Consider the following 15,764-nt stretch of genomic DNA (forward strand, 5'->3'; position numbering starts at 1 on the left):
GAAATGTTAGTGCATATACACCGGGCCAAGCCCGAGGCTCCATAAAATCACCGAACCCGCCATTAATATAACTAACAGAACCAGTCCGCAGGTGACCACCGAACTGGAGTAGATAAAGCCTTTTTCTTCGGGAATGTGCATCATAATAGGCACGCCGGAGTAAAGCAGGTATACCGAATAGGAAAGACCAACCAGCCCAACCGTCATTAAAAACCAGAGTTCAGGGTACAAACCGGCAAAGCCCACCATAAACAAGGGCGTAGCGGTGTACGCGGCAAGTTCCAGCGACTGAGTGTAGGTGGGGGTTGTGTCGAAGGCTTTGGCCAGCTCGTGCATTAACACCGCCAGTGCTACCACGCCGGCAATTAAGCCAAAGTACATGGAAATACTCATTGCCAGGGCACTTTGCTGTGTGAGTTTTATCACCTCACCGGCACCAATGCTCCAGCCCAGATAGGCGGCGGAGTAATAGCCTACAATAGCGGGTATTAATGCGATGATGGCGATATGGCTTAGTGCATAGAAATAGCTTTCGTGACGTCTATCAATGGATTGCCATTCTTCTTTTGGATGGGCATAAATGCCCCACAGGTGGTTCAGGATCATAAAATCTCCCTCGGCGCTAATGATGTTTTAAAATTGTTATTTATTTAACAAATGTTCAACATTTTTAGTTTTATCTAAGTATTTAGCTAAGTCAATAAGAATTGACTAAATATTGAACGGGGCGGCAGTTTCATGGGCTAACACTCAGTTTTGTCACTAAATTTACTTTGTCGAGGCAATAAGCTTTTATTGAGAAAATGCACGTGAACGGCAAAGAAACGCGCGAGGACAGTTATTTTTTACACTTTAATGCAAATGTTAATAATGAAACATGCCCTTTCTTATATCCAGCTGTTTACACTATTGGCTACTGCTGTAAGGTAGATATTATTGGTTACGGCCAGCAGAGACTTATGGATAAGACGATGTTTAAAACAATCCTTAGCTATTTATTGCCCACCTTGCTGCTATGTTTATGTTTTGCTGCCTGGCAAAGTTTTGATAATGCCAGGCGCGAAGATAAAGCGCTGGCGATGATCGAATCAGCCAAAAAAGGCGATCCGGCCAATTACGAAGAACAAGCTTTGAAGGCAATTGCGTTGTTAAATTACCGCAATATTTTAGGCCATAATGTACTGGTAGATGCTCCGCTCACCGCGTCTATTTTAGTTTCGATGGACCCGTACGTAGACGATGACGACAGGCGTGCCAACTACTTGCAAACAGCTCTCAATTACTACCTTGCAGCAACTAAATTAAAACCGGCCTACGGCAACTATTGGGCACTGATTGCGCAAATAAAGATTTACTTAGGGCAGAATGACGAAGCGTTTTCTCAGTACCTTAATCTGGCTCACGAATACGGCCCGCATAATTACATGGTACATGTTAATTTGGCTATTCTTGCGCAGGCGATGATCAATAACGGCATGACAATCAGCAGTGAGCAACGTCGCATAATCTCTCATCATTTACGTTACGGGCTGGTTCACCGCAAAAGTGCTTCATCGCTTCGCTTATTACTGGTAAAGCAGGATGCAGCTCAACAGGAAATGTGCCGCTGGTTAGAAGATAAGACAGCTCGGGGAAAGCTTCAGTGCGCCTGAATGAGCTTGTTTTTTTCGATGGCAAAAGCACTGTATCCAATGGCCAGCAATAGCACAAAGTAGCTTGATATAGCGGGTAATACCAAAGGCAAATCAACACTCATGTGCATTAGCATGCCAAGAGTCGCCATCAGGGATGCGGCCGCGGCCCCCGCGATGTATTTGTTTTCGGTATTAAATAATACTTTGCTGGTAGTAAACAGCACGTGGATGATAAATAACCCCAAAATCATCAACACCGGGATCCCATATTCAATGGCAAATTGCAGGTAATCATTGTGAGCCTGTGTGTATCGCCCACGGATGTTTTCACTTAAGTAGGTGGTCCAGGCATATTCGAAGCTGCCGGCGCCACTCCCGGTCAGCGGAAATTTTTCCAGCATTTTAAGGCCATCTTCAACTACTTCGTCGCGATTTTCCACTTCCATGCTGGTTGACTCCAGACGCTCAGCAACTTCCTCCAGCCCAAACCAGGCACTCACCACAAAAATATCGATAATCAACATGCTGATAACCAACACTTTGAAGGTTTTAGGTACTTGTTTACCAAATAGCATATACAAAACCGAGACGCTGCAGAGACTCACAAAAAAAGCGGTATTACCCATTCTGGAGTGAGACATAACCAAGGCAATAACCATTATGGTCAGGCATAGCCGCACGGTACTTTTGGGTTCTAAAATCGAAAATAACAGCGCTTTAGCATAAGCCCCTTTACTGCTGAAACGCCGGTGTGAAAGGGTGGCAATAAAATATCCAAGGCCCGCGCTTAAACACAAAATTAAAAAATTAGCGAAATGATTGTGATAAACAAAAGTGCCGCTGGCCCTATGGCCGTTTTCTACCTGGTGGATCAGGCTCAGGTCCTGACCCGATAGGATCTCGAAAGCGCCGTAGAACGCATTGTAAGTCCCCGCAATGACCATAAACAGCAGTGCGATAAGCAGCGTTTTTTCATTTTGAAATAACGCCAGTCCAAGTACAAAAATACAAAAGTATGACCCGGCTTTTAACAACGCTTCAAAGGTAGCGGGTTTATCCAAACTTATACTGGCAAAGGAAAGCCCCGCATTATTGTAAGCCTTGGCAGATTCCGGCGACAATACGGCGACAAGATCGATAGGCAGGGGGACCCACTGAAAGGCAATCCAAATAATGACCAGAAAAAACAACGTCAGCGGAATGCGGTGAATACTGATAGTCTGTTGTAAATGAGGCCAGTACATCAGCCCATAGGCCAGCGTTATGGCGAAAAGGGATAGCTGGCCAAGGTTTCGCGCCCAGTCTATATGCCCGCCTAAGGGGAGTTGCAAAAGAGCCAGGTAAATGAGCAATAAAAAGAGAAACCATAAAGGCGCATTTACAGGCTTTATATGTTTAAAACGGCTCAACATCGACAAAGTCCTTTTTTACTGCATCGCGATTTTGTCTTTACAATTTAACTCATAAAAAAGCACTAATAAATTAGTGCTTTATATGTCAGATTAATACATCAACTAATCGCATTCTAATGCGACAGACTGATTAATCGTCTGGATTGTTATTACAATGTGGGTTGCCTGTCGCCTTACCGTTGTCACAACCTGGTACGGTTGAATCGAGCAGAGTGCCGCCAGCAAAACGTGCGTCTGAAATAGTATCAGCAGAAAGCGCCGACACGCTGAACATAAGGCCGCCGGCTAAACCGAGAACGGAAAGGACGCTAATAACCTTTTTCTTATCCATGGTTAAGTACTCCATTAATGATTATTTGAACTATGTTGGGGGTGGCTTAACAGGTGCTCATCCTCTTAGGCCTGGTTACAATTTAACCATGTTTTGTTGCTACAGCAAGCATTAATTGTCAAAAAACAGACAGCTAAAGTCATTAATTTGACGACTTGTGGTTATTTTTAAAAATAGGCGGGTGACGCGAGATAATATCACGATGCCGTATAATGACAGGTTTTGGTTTATTATTGTTATAAATAACAATCAATTAGAATCTTTGTTTTGTATGCGCCCGTTAAAATAACAGGCTTTACAGTGTAACATGGCTACGCTAGAGTAAATTACAGAACAGTGGAGGTTGTAAGACATGGTATAGCCATGTTTGGAGGTACAATTGAATGTTTACCGTTATTTGTAAAGTATTACCGTTCTCCATTGCGGCGGCCATGCTGGTGACACTTATCAGCATGACTTTTAGCCCAGTCTATTTTTTGTCAGCCTCATTCCCCAAAGAGGTATTTACGGCAAAAATGCTGTCAGCCAATGCTTTGAATGTAGCAGAACAAAATCTCTTTTTACCCCGAATAACCGGCTTTAATTTAAAACAAACCACACGTCTTATCCGGATGGTCGACGCCGAGCACAGAATTGAAAAGCAGCAAGTAAAGCAACTGCAAGCAGAGCTTAACCAGTTGCTTCTATCGCGTATTAACGCAGAACAAACCAGCGATACTCTCACGCTTAACTTACGGGTAAAAAAGAGTGTCGCCTGGCCAAACGAATACCGCGCTTTTCTGGCTAAAGGACTGGAATTCGCCGCTGATTTTAACAAAAAGGAAATCGCTGGTTACGTAACCTGGAAAACCGATTACCTAAAACCGCTCTATGTGTTTCTGACGGCATTATTTGTTGCTTGTGGTTTTACTTACGGATTGTTTGTTTTGAAAGGCAAAACTTAAATGCTGACCGGATAAATAGCCTTTGGAGAGGTTGAAAAAGCCCGACTAAATTGTTTTTGTTGGAATAAAGCTAACTTATTGTTCAAGCCAAATATGCTATCATGCGCTCATAGATAAGCCTTGAAAACCCAATGTGAGCCAGCGTTTTGGAAGAGTTATTAAAGCCAATAAATCAATTTTTAAAGTGTTCTACCCCCGATAGTTGGCTTGATGAAGCTGTAAAAAAAGAAAACTTGCCGGTGATTTTGTTGGATCATCTGGTGTGTGAACTCAAGGCTGCCCAATCTGCCATGTACCTTATTCGTAAGTATGCGGTGGATAAAGAAAGCGGTGAAGCACTGCTGGCATGGCTCAAACCCTTCGAGGATTTTACCTATCGTAAACAGGGCGACTGGAAGGCACTGGCTAATCACGAGAAGCTTAATAAATCCATGATCCCAAAGTCCGGCGCGCCTTACAGCCAGGACCTGATTGATAAAATGGTATTGCTGATAAAAGAGGAGTTGCATCATTTTTATCAGGTACTGGAAATCATGGAAGAGTATGGTATTACTTATGAATCCATTGGTTCCAGCCGTTATGCGCGAGGCATGCTTCGCCATGTGCGAACATATGAACCTCAGGCACTTATTGATAAACTCATTTGCGGTGCCTATATTGAGGCGCGATCTTGTGAACGTTTTGCTGCATTAGCACCTCATGTCGATAAGCGGTTAGGGGACTTTTACATTTCTTTGTTACGTTCCGAAGCAAGGCATTATCAGGATTATCTGACCCTGGCCGAAGAAATTGCCGGTGAAGACATTGCTGAGCGAGTTGCGTTTTTTGGCGAGGTCGAAGCCGAACTTATTGCTTCACCCGATGATGACTTTAAGTTTCATAGCGGTGTTCCTGTTTAGTGCTTAGTTGGCTTTTATTGTTTTTCCTCAATATTAACCATCTTAATATTTAAAATTGTAAAATTTAAACTTTTAGATGATGGCGGTTGTTAGTGCGTGTGCCATACTTAACTTCAAAGCAGCCCAATTCTACGCGGTATTTATGTTTAATCAGAAGTTAAAAGCAGAGCTGGCACAGGTAAAAGCTGAACTTGCCGAGTGCAAAAAAGCGGCAAACAGCCTTAAAAACGAAATGGTGTATTGGGAGTTGTCTGCAAACGGCACTGTGTCTGCGGTTAATCATAAAACTGAGGCAACTCTGAAGATCACCGCAAGTGGGTGTACTGACCGCCCATTTGTTGAAATATTGTCCGGTTCGCAGCAACAATCTCCTGAATACCAGGCTTTATCAAATGCGATAAACCGGCAGCAGCCCTGGAGTGGTACAACTTTTATTGAGCGCGGTACTGAGAAGGTTTCACTGCATCTGGCGGTACAACCGCAGTTTGATAATCGCGGTAGATGCAGCCACTTCGATGTTTATGGTTCTATTTTAGAGGTCGCCTGCAGTACCTCTGCGAGTAACGAAGATGTGCTGGAAGCGTTAGATCGCTCCATGGCAATCATAGAATTTGAACCTACCGGCATCATACTTTATGCCAATTCGCTGTTTTTGCAAACCACTGGCTATGCGCTTAACGAAATTGTAGGTAAGCACCATCGTATTTTTTGTCCTGAGCGGGTCTACAACGCACCGGATTACCAGCAAACCTGGAACGCACTTGCCGCCGGTAAGCATATTTCCGGTCGCTTTGAAAGGGTAAATAAGCAGGGCAAAGCGGTCTGGCTCGAAGCTTCTTATAATCCGGTTTTCGGTGATGATGGTAAGGTGTACAAAGTCATTAAGTTCGCCAGTGATGTTACTCACCAGTTTGAACAGGAAGAAAGAGTAAAAGAAGCGGCCAATTTGGCGTCCGTTATGTCTTCAGAAACGGGTGAACAGGCTGAGAAAGGCTTGCAAACCATGACAGAAACGGTTGCTTCGTTGTCGTCTCTTACTGAGCAAATGGGCAGGGCGTCTGCCGAAATCAGCGAACTGGAACAACAGTCTTCTGAGTTAAATAAAATGGTTACCGCTATCAGTGCTATTGCTGATCAGACTAATCTATTAGCCTTAAACGCGGCTATTGAGGCTGCGCGAGCCGGTGAACAGGGCAGAGGTTTTGCGGTAGTGGCTGATGAGGTGCGGGAACTTGCCTCTCGCACAACGCAATCTACCAAAGAAATTATGGCGGTATTTTCGCGTAACGATCAGTCGACTAAAAATGCGGTTAACACTATTAGTCAGGGCATGCAGACGTTAAATGAAGTGGCTCAAAGTATCGAAGATACCAAAGATTCCATGGGCAATATCGAGGCAGGTGCTAAGAAAGTCATCGCGGCGGTTGACCAACTGTCTGAATAACGTGCCTCCTACGGGCTTATCGGCGTAACCTGAATGTCTGGTGAGATCGGGTGACAACGGCTCGCCAGCCAGTTACCGTCTTGATTTTTTACTAATACCACTTTATCACCGCTTAAGAATCGCTGATTTTTTTCCAGGGCGATAACCGTCACGGTTTTATACAAGCCATTGTGGTCTGTTAGTGACGCGTTCATTTTGTCGCCCAAAAATTCACTAAAGCTTTCAATTGTTGCAATGTAGCCTGTAAAGTCTTCCGGGTCTGCGTGTTGGTTTCTGGATTTTAATTTTGCCGTCAGTAAATCAATTACCATTTTGGTGACCAGCAAACTTACCAGTAGCGTTACGGGAAATAAGCCGCTATCTGGCAAAAAGCGCTCGGTGTAGAAATAAAAAGTTTGTTGAGCCAGCAATCCGGTAACACTGAACGACATGAAAAAAATCAGGATCCAGCAAATGGGTGAAATTTCGTATACGCCCAAAACAGAGGCTGCGGCCTTACCAGCAGAGGTACGTAAAAAATGCCCTTTAGTTGGCAGGGTATTCAATATACATAACAGGGAATAACCTCGAAATACCAGGGCAATTTCTAACAAGCAGATAAACAAGGCAAACAGCATAGGAATGCTGTAGATATAAAAAGTTTGAGTAAGCTGATACAACGTCATTTCCACCGTCCCTGATGCTAAAAATCCGTGCGTGATTTCGTTACTTCGCAAAGTTATATGAATTTATAGCACAAGTATAAAAAAAAGTCAGTTTTGCTCTACCACTAAGGTCTTGTTGCGTGGGTGGGAGCTGCTGGCTAGACTCATTTCTTTACACATTTGGGGCAAAATAATGGCAATCAGTAAAGGATATAAAGCACTGCTGGAAGAGGCAATGCAGCAAATTAAAACCATGCCGCTGGAAGAAGCGCGTGAGCTTTATGAGTTAAGTGAGGCCTGCTTTATCGACATCAGGGATATTCGTGAGCTTGAGCGTGATGGCATGATCCCTGAGGCCGTTCACGCCCCACGAGGCATGCTGGAGTTTTGGGTCGATCCCGACAGTCCCTATTATCGCGATGTGTTTGGTCAGTCTGGGCCTTTTATTCTGTATTGTCAGTCCGCCTGGCGTTCGGCTCTGGCTACGCTTACCTTGCAGCAAATGGGCATGGAGAATGTGTGTCATCTGGAAGGCGGCTTTAAAAACTGGATGGGCGCGGGCTTACCCATTGCCGAAAAGCGAGCCGTTAATCACTAATGTGGGGCTGTGTCGTTTTACACAGCAACCCGCTTTTATGCTCAGTGGTGGTGGCCGCCTTCGATAGCTGCACCGTCACTGTTGTAATACCCTGAAGCGCCTTTCTCAATGAAACCCTGATGAACCATTTTGGTTAGAAACGGGTCAGTATGATCATCGCCAATATCCGCAAAGTCTGTGCTCTGGTAGGCAGAGCGCAGTGCAAAAAAGTCACTGATTTTTTGTACGTCATATTCAGTGCCGGTGAGTTGCCAGTGGATGCTTTGCTGCGCTGATTCAGCATAAAATGTTTTGGCTATTTTTAGCTCTGGTAGCCAGGTGAGCGTGATTTTTGTGTTTGCGGTTTTACGTTGATAAACAATCTCGGTTTCACAGCCGCTGCCAGAACGACTCACTTCGGTCATGCTGGCTAATAAATCATCGCTGAACAATTGATTACGGTAAGACCAGTTGGTCTCTGACTTACCATGCACTTTTTCGCCCGGCTGATATTCGATAGCGCGTTTGTGTTCATCAAAATAGCGAGTGGGTTTAATTAGTTTATTATTCACCTTTTCCCAGGCTTCGGTTATGGCCGTTTGCGGATAATGATGGGCAACCACATCTTTTGCCCGCCATAGCTCAAGCACTTTTTGCTGGTCGCCTTTGACGTTGTGCGTTTCAACCGTATAGTGGGCAACCAGGGTTTCATTGCTGCTATCGCAACTTGCTGCCAGACTGGCTTGAGTGAAGCCCAGTGCCAAAAGGGGGAGTATAATTTTGTACATCAGATGTTTCTCTTTCTAAAACGGAATAAGGGCAACCCGTCCGGGCTGCCCTTTTACAGACACTATTTCAGTTTACTCAACGGCATCGTTGGCTTGCTGAATCATGTCACCGGCGTAATCCATTACGTGGAAAATGACGCTTTGTTCATTGGTACCATTTACCAGCCAGGCACCCGGTCCTTTAGCATAAATGCCAACGTCTTCACCCGCGTGAGTTTCTGAACCCAGCGGTACCAGAGCTTCCTGGTGATAACCAGAAGCGGTGGTATCCACATCAGTCAGATCCTTACGACCCGTGTTAATACTCAGGCTGTATACCGCATCGGCATCCGTTTCGTCACCCAGGTCCTGGAAACCAAAACCGTTGGTATAACCTAATGTAGTGTAAGGCATATCATCAGCAGCCATGGCTGGCTCGTCAGAACCCACGTTAACCACTTTACCCAGAATCGGGTTACCGCGTTTTGGATAACCGGCAATGGTAAATACGTGGCTGTGGTCAGCGGTTACGATGATCAGCGTGTCATCATCGTTAGTCATCGCATCTGCAGCGGCTACCGCTTTGGCCAGTTCAACCGTATCGGTCAGGGCGTTGTATGCACTTCCTGCATGGTGACCGTGGTCGATACGGCCAGACTCTACCATCAGGAAGAAACCATCCTGGTTATTATCCAGAATCTGAATTGCCTTCTCGGTCATTTCAGACAGAGATGGCTCACCGGCAACATCGTTAGCGCGGTCGGCTTCGTATTGCATGTGAGACTCATTGAATAAGCCAAATACGCGCTCTGTAGTTTCGGTATTTAACCCGTCGAAACCGGTTTGGTCGAACACATATACACCGTTGGTGTATTGTGCTTGCCACTCAGCTGTCAGGTCACGACCATCAGTACGATCACCTTCTACTGCGCTAACCGCGTCAGGGCTGTTGAATGCCGCATCACGTGGCAGGAAGTGACGACGGCCACCACCAAATACGACTTCGATACCGTCAACATCCAGACCAGCAAAGCGTGCTTCCAGGTTAGACTCGAAGCCTACCAGCTGAGCAGCGATATCAGCACAACCTGCGGTTACTGCTTCGCTTGGCATATCAGAAACATCTTCCCAGTTACGGTCAGCAGACTTAGCATAAGTGGCCGCAGGCGTCGCGTGAGTGATACGTGCAGTTGAGATGATGCCGGTAGATTTGCCTGCCATTTCAGCCAGTTCCAGAGCAGTTACCAGTTCATTACCCGCAACGGTAGAGCAGTCACCGCGCACGATGTCTTCATCCACACCAATAACGCCTACATCAGTTTTAACACCTGACATCATAGCGGTCATGGTACCCGCAGAATCCGGGGTTTGCGCATCCACGTTGTAGGTTTTGGCCAAACCGGCAAACGGGAATTGGTCAAAACTCAGCTTGTTTTCTTCACCGTCCAGGCCTTTTAACTGACCATCAAGAATACGTGCTGCAGTCACAGTAGAAACACCCATGCCGTCGCCGACAAACAGGATGACGTTTTTAGCCTGGCCGCGCAGTTCAGTAACGGTGCGCTCAAGGTTAGCATTGGTGGTAACTACCACGCGTGAAGTGCTGTTGGTAGTTAATGCGCCAGTGGCTTCTAACCAAACAGCCTTGTTTGCTTCTATTTCGGCGGCGGCTTCGACAAACCAGTCGTTGTTAAGTGAACTTAACAGCTCAGCATTGCTGACTTCGCTTGCCGCGGGTACACAGACATAGCTGGTAGATGTGATTTCATCGCCAGTCAGTGCACCGTCGCTGTCGCTGTCCAGACCTGAGTCAATCTGCACGCCGCTGTTAGGGCAGCTTGCATTGCCAACAGGTAACTGAGTTTGTACAACCAGACTGGTTACACCGTCTGAACCATCAGCACCGTTAGTGCCATCTTTACCATCGTCGCCATCCAGTGAACAAGCGCTCAGGCCAATTACCGCCGCTGCCACTAAACTTAATTTAAATACATTCATTGTTGTTACTCCGCTTATTCTTGTACCAGATCCAATGCCTGATTAATCAGGTGGAACACGACGCTCTGTTCTACAACGCCTTGTACTAACTGACTGCCAGGGCCAGTAGCATGCAGTGAAATATCTTCACCAGCGTGGGTCTCAGAGCCCAGTGGAATAAGCGCTTCCTGGTGATAACCAGTCGCTTCAGTGTTAACGGTAGTTAAATCCTGACGACCGGTATTTTCGGTTAAGGCATAAACCGCATCGGCGTCGGTTTCGTTACCCAGGTTCTGGAAACCAAAGCCGTTGGTGTAACCTAGGGTGGTGTAAGGCATGTCATCGGCAGCAGTCGCCGGCTCATCTGAACCCACGTTAACTACTTTACCCAGAATCGGGTTACCGCGTTTTGGATAACCGGCAATGGTAAATACGTGGCTGTGGTCAGCAGTTACCAGGATCAGGGTTTCGTCTGGGTTGGTGTTGTCGTAAGCTGCTTTAACCGCTTGTTCAAACGCCAGAGTGTCGGTCAGTGCGTTGTACGCGCTGCCTGCGTGGTGACCATGGTCGATACGGCCAGACTCAACCATCAGGAAAAAGCCTTTGTCATTATTATCCAGAATATCAATAGCTTTAGAGGTCATTTCGGCAACAGAAGGCTCGCCGGCTACATCGTTAGCGCGATCGGCTTCGTATTGCATGTGAGATTCGTTAAACAAACCAAATACGCGCTCGGTGCTCGCAGGGTCAATAGCGTCAAAACCAGTCTGGTCGTAAATATAAACGCCATTTTCGTACATAGTTTGCCATTCGGCAGTCAGGTCGCGAGAGTCAGTACGGTCACCCTCTACAGAGCTAACCGCGTCCGGGCTGTTAAATGCGGCGTCTTTAGGTAAAAATGAACGACGGCCACCACCAAACACTACTTCGATACCGTTTACGTCGATACCGGTGTAACGCGCTTCCAGATTGCTTTCAAAGTTTACTAACTGAGATGCAATGTCGGTACAGCCGGCTGCAATCGCTTCAGCTGGCATATCGCCATCGTCTTCCCAGTTACGGTCAGCTGATTTTGCATATGTTGCCGCAGGCGTTGCGTGAGTGATACGGGCGGTAGATATGATCCCGGTGGATAAACCTTTAATCTCGGCCAGTTCCAGTGCAGTTACTACTTCGTTACCAGCTACTGTTGCACAGTTGCCACGCTCGATATCTTCGTCAACACCGATAACACCAACGTCTGTTTTTAAACCAGACATCATGGCGGTCATGGTACCGGCTGAATCAGGCGTCTGGGCATCAACGTTGTAGGTTTTAACCAAAGCAGTATGAGGGAATTCTTCAAAGGCCAGGTAGCCTTCTTCACCCAGTTCACCGGCCATCTGACCTTTCAGGATGCGCGAAGCAGTTAATGTAGAAACGCCCATACCGTCACCTACGAACAGGATAACGTTCTTTGCTTTAAATTTGCTGTTTACTTCCAGCTTGTGTGCAATTTTTGATTGAGCGTCAGTAAACCACGCGCTTTGAGCCTGTGAAGCAGGCATAACATCAGCGTGCAGTCCTGAAGATACGGCTAGTGCTATCGCACTGGCAGCGGCTTTCAAGATCAATTTCATTTTTGTATTCCCAATTATGACTTTTTGTTTTTTTGTCACGCAAACCAAAGGTTGCAAAACGAGATGTAACCGACACAAATGGCGTACTGTTCAGGTGTAAAACAAACAGATGGGCGCCGATTACCGGTCAGGCTAGAGGGAAAGTGTGAAAGTTAGTTGAAGCGAAAATGAATCTTTGGGGTCAATACGGTGACGTTTGTGTTGCAAAAACGTTACTTGCGAAGCGCGAACTGGCGTTTTTCCAGCCTGATATCCACCGGGCTAACGCGTAAAACGCTCCCCTGTGTGTACCAGTCACCAACAACAATGCGGTGAGCCGGTTTGCCGTTTACTGTAAGCGAATGAATATTGGGGCGGTGGGTGTGGCCGTGGATTAATTGCTGAACGTTATGTTTTACCATCACATAAACCACTTCGTCAGGAGTAACATCCATAATCTCTGCGGTCAGGTTTTGCTGATTTTTCTGGCTGGTTTTTCGTCCGCGCCTGGCCAGTGTTCGGCGTAACCATAAAGGCAGGGCACCGACTAAACGCGGCCACCACCAACCACGGGCTTTTTTACGAAACTTCTGATATTCAACATCCAGCGTGCAAAGCTCATCGCCATGAAGTAACAGGGTGGAGGTACCGTACAAATCAATAACATATTGTTCGGGCAGTAATGTCATTCCCGCTTTTTTGGTCCAGCCTTCGCGGATAGCAAAATCGCGATTGCCATGGATAAAATATACCGGTGTGGTGGCTGATAAAGCCTTAAAGGCCTGACCTACCTGTTCAGAAAGGGGCGTTACGTCATCGTCGCCCAGCCAAAATTCAAATAAATCGCCCAGCACATACAGCGCTTCGGCCTCCGGCGCATCGTCTTTCAGAAAGGTCAGTAAACACTCGGTGATATCCTCACGCTCAGCGCTTAAATGTATGTCAGCAATAAAATATGTAAACGGCATCTATTAGTAACTTTAAGGCATTAAAAAGGGAGCCGACTGACTCCCCGGAGCGTGTTAGTGTTTACCTGCAAAGGGCAGATTATTCACTAATTACGGCTTTTTCGATGATAACAGCTTCAACAGGCACATCCTGATGATAGCCGTGATTACCGGTTTTAACATTTTTAATTTTTTCAACCACATCCATACCTTCGGTTACTTTACCGAATACACAGTAGCCCCAGCCGTTCATGCTTTCGCTGCTGAAGTTAAGAAAATCGTTGTCTTTCACATTAATGAAAAACTGCGCAGTGGCAGAGTGTGGGTCGTTAGTACGTGCCATGGCAATGGTGCCGGCTTCGTTAGAAACGCCGTTGTTCGCTTCGTTTTCGATAGGGGATTTGGTGTCTTTTTGCTCCATATCCGGCGTCATACCACCGCCCTGGATCATAAAACCATCGATAACGCGGTGAAAAATCGTGTTGTCGTAAAAGCCGTCTTTTACGTATGACAAAAAGTTTTCAACGGTTTTCGGTGCTTTGTCGGCAAACAGTTCCAGGGTAATGTCGCCGTGATTGGTTTTAAACGTCACCATAGTATTTTACCTTACCTTAATTGTAGTTTTTGGCTGTGTAGACTGGCAATAGTAGCCCAAATGTCAGAAGGCTAAAACCCCTCCAAAGTACCTAATTGTTTATTCTGCCAAAATTGACCTGAATACTGTGAGCTGAGCGTGGTCAGATCGGTTTTACAGTGCTAAACTTCGCCACCCAAACAGGTTATTGAGGAAATGAGGATTATGTTGCAACTGTTTAACACCAAAACCCGCCAGAAAGAGCGCTTTGAACCGCTGGTCGCAGGGAAGGTGGGACTCTATGTGTGTGGCATAACCGTTTACGACCTGAGTCACATGGGGCACGCCCGCACCTATTTGAGTTTCGACGTACTGGTTCGCTATCTGCGCCACCTCGATTACGATGTTAAATACGTGCGTAATATCACCGATGTTGACGACAAAATTATTGCCCGGGCTATCGAGAATGGCGAAACAACCCAGGCTTTAACCGAGCGCACCATTGCCATGATGCACGAGGATTTTGCTGCACTTAACCTGGTGGAGCCGGATATTGAGCCGCGTGTAACCGGCCATATGCCAGAGATCATCGATATAATCGAAAAGCTGGTAGCTAAAGGTTACGCCTATCAGGCCGAAAGTGGCGATGTATTGTTTGATGTCAGCAAGTTCGATAGCTACGGCAAGCTGAGCCGTCAGAACCTTGAGCAACTGCAAGCCGGTGCACGGGTAGAAGTGGCCGTCGGTAAAGACGACCCGCTGGACTTCGTGCTGTGGAAAATGGCCAAGCCTGGTGAGCCAGCCTGGCAGTCACCCTGGGGCGATGGTCGTCCTGGCTGGCACATCGAATGTAGCGCCATGAACCACAAACATCTGGGCGAACATTTTGATATTCACGGCGGCGGTTCAGACCTTATTTTTCCGCACCACGAAAACGAAGTAGCGCAGTCTTGCTGCGCTTATAACACGCCATATGTAAACACCTGGATGCACACCGGTATGGTGCAGGTAAACGACGAGAAAATGTCTAAGTCTCTGGGCAATTTCTTTACTTTGCGTGATGTACTGGCCGAGCATGATTCGGAGATCCTGCGTTTCTTTTTGATGTCGGCGCATTATCGCAGTCAGTTAAGTTACTCTCAGGACAATATTGATCAGGCTAAATCTGCGCTGGAGCGTTTGTACACAGCGCTGCGCGGCGTAGCTGTAGACAGCGTAACTGATCTCAGTTATGGCGGTTATCTGGAGCGTTTCCAACAGGCTATGAATGACGACCTGAACGTGCCGGAAGCTTACTCCGTGTTATTCGATTTAGCCCGTGATTTAAATAAACATAAATCACAGGGTGAGGCAGGGGCAGAAGAAGCCGGTAAACTGGCTGCGGTGCTGAAAGGCATTGGCGGCATACTCGGCTTTTTACAGCGCGACCCGGAAGCGTTTTTGCAAGCGGGCGGCGATGATGATGTGGCAGAAATTGAAGCCTTAATTAAAGCCCGCAACGATGCACGCGCGGCGAAAGATTGGGGGGCCGCTGATGCAGCCCGCGATAAACTCACCGCTATGGGCATTGTGCTGGAAGACGGCGCAGGCGGCACGACCTGGCGTCGGCAGTAAAACAAAAGGCTGCTCACATAATTTGTCATGCCGGCTTAAGGCCGGATGACTAATTACGCGCTAATGTGTTCCTTGTCATCCACGCATGCCATCCATTTGCATCATTCGCGCATGCAATCCTTTCCCGTCATCCCCGCACGCTTTAAGCGGGGATCGCCTTAAGTGACTGTTTGAAAAGAGTAAAACTTTTCAGGAGATCCCGGCTCAAGGCCGGGATGACAAGAACAATCCCGTCATCCGGGCATGCCATCCTTTTCCGTCATCCCCGCACGCTTTAAGCGGGGATCGCCTTAAATGGCTGTTTAACAAGAGTAAAATTTTTCAGGAGATCCCGGCTCAAGGCCGGGATTACAATAACAACCCCGTCATCCGCGCATGCTATCCATTTCCATCATCCCCTCA

At 46.7% G+C, this 15,764-nt stretch carries 15 protein-coding genes; 6 read left to right on the plus strand and 9 right to left on the minus strand.

Going from position 1 to position 15,764, the window contains the following annotated elements; all coding sequences use genetic code 11:
* Positions 1-6: 6 nt before the first annotated feature.
* Positions 7-606, minus strand: a complete 600-nt coding sequence (locus BFC17_RS06715) for a Yip1 family protein (protein WP_070175688.1) — start codon at positions 604-606, stop codon at positions 7-9.
* Positions 607-971: 365 nt separating this feature from the next.
* Between BFC17_RS06715 and BFC17_RS06720 the strand changes: the two genes are divergently transcribed.
* A complete protein-coding gene (locus BFC17_RS06720; RefSeq protein ID WP_139142014.1) occupies positions 972-1,652 on the plus strand; it encodes a hypothetical protein in 681 nt (226 codons plus the stop codon).
* On the opposite strand, the gene BFC17_RS06725 is transcribed toward BFC17_RS06720, so the two are convergent.
* Positions 1,640-3,046 (minus strand): O-antigen ligase family protein, encoded by a 1,407-nt coding sequence (locus BFC17_RS06725; protein WP_070175690.1) that lies wholly within the window; start codon positions 3,044-3,046, stop codon positions 1,640-1,642. The genes BFC17_RS06720 and BFC17_RS06725 overlap by 13 nt on opposite strands.
* Before the next feature lie 130 nt (positions 3,047-3,176).
* Positions 3,177-3,377 carry a hypothetical protein gene (locus BFC17_RS06730; RefSeq protein ID WP_139142015.1) on the minus strand — a complete coding sequence of 67 codons (201 nt, stop codon included), beginning with the start codon at positions 3,375-3,377 and terminating at the stop codon, positions 3,177-3,179.
* Positions 3,378-3,760: 383 nt separating this feature from the next.
* Between BFC17_RS06730 and BFC17_RS06735 the strand changes: the two genes are divergently transcribed.
* The 3 genes from BFC17_RS06735 (at position 3,761) to BFC17_RS22905 (ending at position 6,664) form a co-directional block, all read left to right on the plus strand.
* On the plus strand, positions 3,761-4,321 hold the full coding sequence (locus BFC17_RS06735) for a hypothetical protein (RefSeq protein WP_070175692.1): 561 nt from the start codon (positions 3,761-3,763) through the stop codon (positions 4,319-4,321).
* 146 nt (positions 4,322-4,467) lie between these two features.
* A complete protein-coding gene (gene miaE, locus BFC17_RS06740; protein WP_070175693.1) occupies positions 4,468-5,220 on the plus strand; it encodes a tRNA isopentenyl-2-thiomethyl-A-37 hydroxylase MiaE in 753 nt (250 codons plus the stop codon).
* Positions 5,221-5,362: 142 nt separating this feature from the next.
* A complete protein-coding gene (locus tag BFC17_RS22905) occupies positions 5,363-6,664 on the plus strand; it encodes a methyl-accepting chemotaxis protein (RefSeq protein ID WP_070175694.1) in 1,302 nt (433 codons plus the stop codon).
* A gap of 8 nt (positions 6,665-6,672) precedes the next feature.
* Here the strand turns inward: BFC17_RS22905 and BFC17_RS06750 are convergent, their stop codons facing one another.
* Complete coding sequence (locus BFC17_RS06750) at positions 6,673-7,329, minus strand: OB-fold-containig protein (protein ID WP_070175695.1); 657 nt, start codon at positions 7,327-7,329, stop codon at positions 6,673-6,675.
* Positions 7,330-7,501: 172 nt separating this feature from the next.
* On the opposite strand from BFC17_RS06750, the gene BFC17_RS06755 reads away from it, so the two are divergent.
* Positions 7,502-7,906 carry a rhodanese-like domain-containing protein gene (locus BFC17_RS06755; RefSeq protein ID WP_070175696.1) on the plus strand — a complete coding sequence of 135 codons (405 nt, stop codon included), beginning with the start codon at positions 7,502-7,504 and terminating at the stop codon, positions 7,904-7,906.
* 41 nt (positions 7,907-7,947) lie between these two features.
* On the opposite strand, the gene BFC17_RS06760 is transcribed toward BFC17_RS06755, so the two are convergent.
* From BFC17_RS06760 to BFC17_RS06780, 5 genes are all read right to left on the minus strand, one after another.
* Positions 7,948-8,673: a hypothetical protein gene (locus tag BFC17_RS06760; RefSeq protein ID WP_070175697.1), complete on the minus strand. Its 726-nt coding sequence runs from the start codon at positions 8,671-8,673 to the stop codon at positions 7,948-7,950.
* A 72-nt stretch (positions 8,674-8,745) separates the two neighbouring features.
* Positions 8,746-10,650, minus strand: coding sequence for an alkaline phosphatase family protein (locus tag BFC17_RS06765; RefSeq protein ID WP_070175698.1), 1,905 nt, complete (start codon positions 10,648-10,650; stop codon positions 8,746-8,748).
* Between the two features lie 14 nt (positions 10,651-10,664).
* Positions 10,665-12,248 (minus strand): alkaline phosphatase, encoded by a 1,584-nt coding sequence (locus BFC17_RS06770; protein ID WP_070175699.1) that lies wholly within the window; start codon positions 12,246-12,248, stop codon positions 10,665-10,667.
* Positions 12,249-12,460: 212 nt separating this feature from the next.
* Complete coding sequence (gene lpxH / locus BFC17_RS06775) at positions 12,461-13,195, minus strand: UDP-2,3-diacylglucosamine diphosphatase (RefSeq protein WP_070175700.1); 735 nt, start codon at positions 13,193-13,195, stop codon at positions 12,461-12,463.
* Positions 13,196-13,274: 79 nt separating this feature from the next.
* On the minus strand, positions 13,275-13,769 hold the full coding sequence (locus tag BFC17_RS06780) for a peptidylprolyl isomerase (protein WP_070175701.1): 495 nt from the start codon (positions 13,767-13,769) through the stop codon (positions 13,275-13,277).
* Positions 13,770-13,973: 204 nt separating this feature from the next.
* On the opposite strand from BFC17_RS06780, the gene cysS reads away from it, so the two are divergent.
* Positions 13,974-15,362, plus strand: a complete 1,389-nt coding sequence (gene cysS, locus BFC17_RS06785) for a cysteine--tRNA ligase (RefSeq protein ID WP_070175702.1) — start codon at positions 13,974-13,976, stop codon at positions 15,360-15,362.
* The last annotated feature ends 402 nt before the right edge of the window (positions 15,363-15,764 follow it).

It is taken from the genome of Marisediminitalea lipolytica, from assembly GCF_001758465.1.
Lineage (GTDB): Bacteria > Pseudomonadota > Gammaproteobacteria > Enterobacterales > Alteromonadaceae > Alteromonas > Alteromonas lipolytica.

Coding starts and splice junctions, on each gene's coding strand:
- BFC17_RS06715 (WP_070175688.1), bottom strand. CDS start 606: ATGATCCTGAACCACCTGTGGGGCATTTATGCCCATCCAAAAGAAGAA.
- BFC17_RS06720 (WP_139142014.1), top strand. CDS start 972: ATGTTTAAAACAATCCTTAGCTATTTATTGCCCACCTTGCTGCTATGT.
- BFC17_RS06725 (WP_070175690.1), bottom strand. CDS start 3,046: ATGTTGAGCCGTTTTAAACATATAAAGCCTGTAAATGCGCCTTTATGG.
- BFC17_RS06730 (WP_139142015.1), bottom strand. CDS start 3,377: ATGGATAAGAAAAAGGTTATTAGCGTCCTTTCCGTTCTCGGTTTAGCC.
- BFC17_RS06735 (WP_070175692.1), top strand. CDS start 3,761: ATGTTTACCGTTATTTGTAAAGTATTACCGTTCTCCATTGCGGCGGCC.
- BFC17_RS22905 (WP_070175694.1), top strand. CDS start 5,363: ATGTTTAATCAGAAGTTAAAAGCAGAGCTGGCACAGGTAAAAGCTGAA.
- BFC17_RS06750 (WP_070175695.1), bottom strand. CDS start 7,329: ATGACGTTGTATCAGCTTACTCAAACTTTTTATATCTACAGCATTCCT.
- BFC17_RS06755 (WP_070175696.1), top strand. CDS start 7,502: ATGGCAATCAGTAAAGGATATAAAGCACTGCTGGAAGAGGCAATGCAG.
- BFC17_RS06760 (WP_070175697.1), bottom strand. CDS start 8,673: ATGTACAAAATTATACTCCCCCTTTTGGCACTGGGCTTCACTCAAGCC.
- BFC17_RS06765 (WP_070175698.1), bottom strand. CDS start 10,650: ATGAATGTATTTAAATTAAGTTTAGTGGCAGCGGCGGTAATTGGCCTG.
- BFC17_RS06770 (WP_070175699.1), bottom strand. CDS start 12,248: ATGAAATTGATCTTGAAAGCCGCTGCCAGTGCGATAGCACTAGCCGTA.
- lpxH (WP_070175700.1), bottom strand. CDS start 13,195: ATGCCGTTTACATATTTTATTGCTGACATACATTTAAGCGCTGAGCGT.
- BFC17_RS06780 (WP_070175701.1), bottom strand. CDS start 13,769: ATGGTGACGTTTAAAACCAATCACGGCGACATTACCCTGGAACTGTTT.
- cysS (WP_070175702.1), top strand. CDS start 13,974: ATGTTGCAACTGTTTAACACCAAAACCCGCCAGAAAGAGCGCTTTGAA.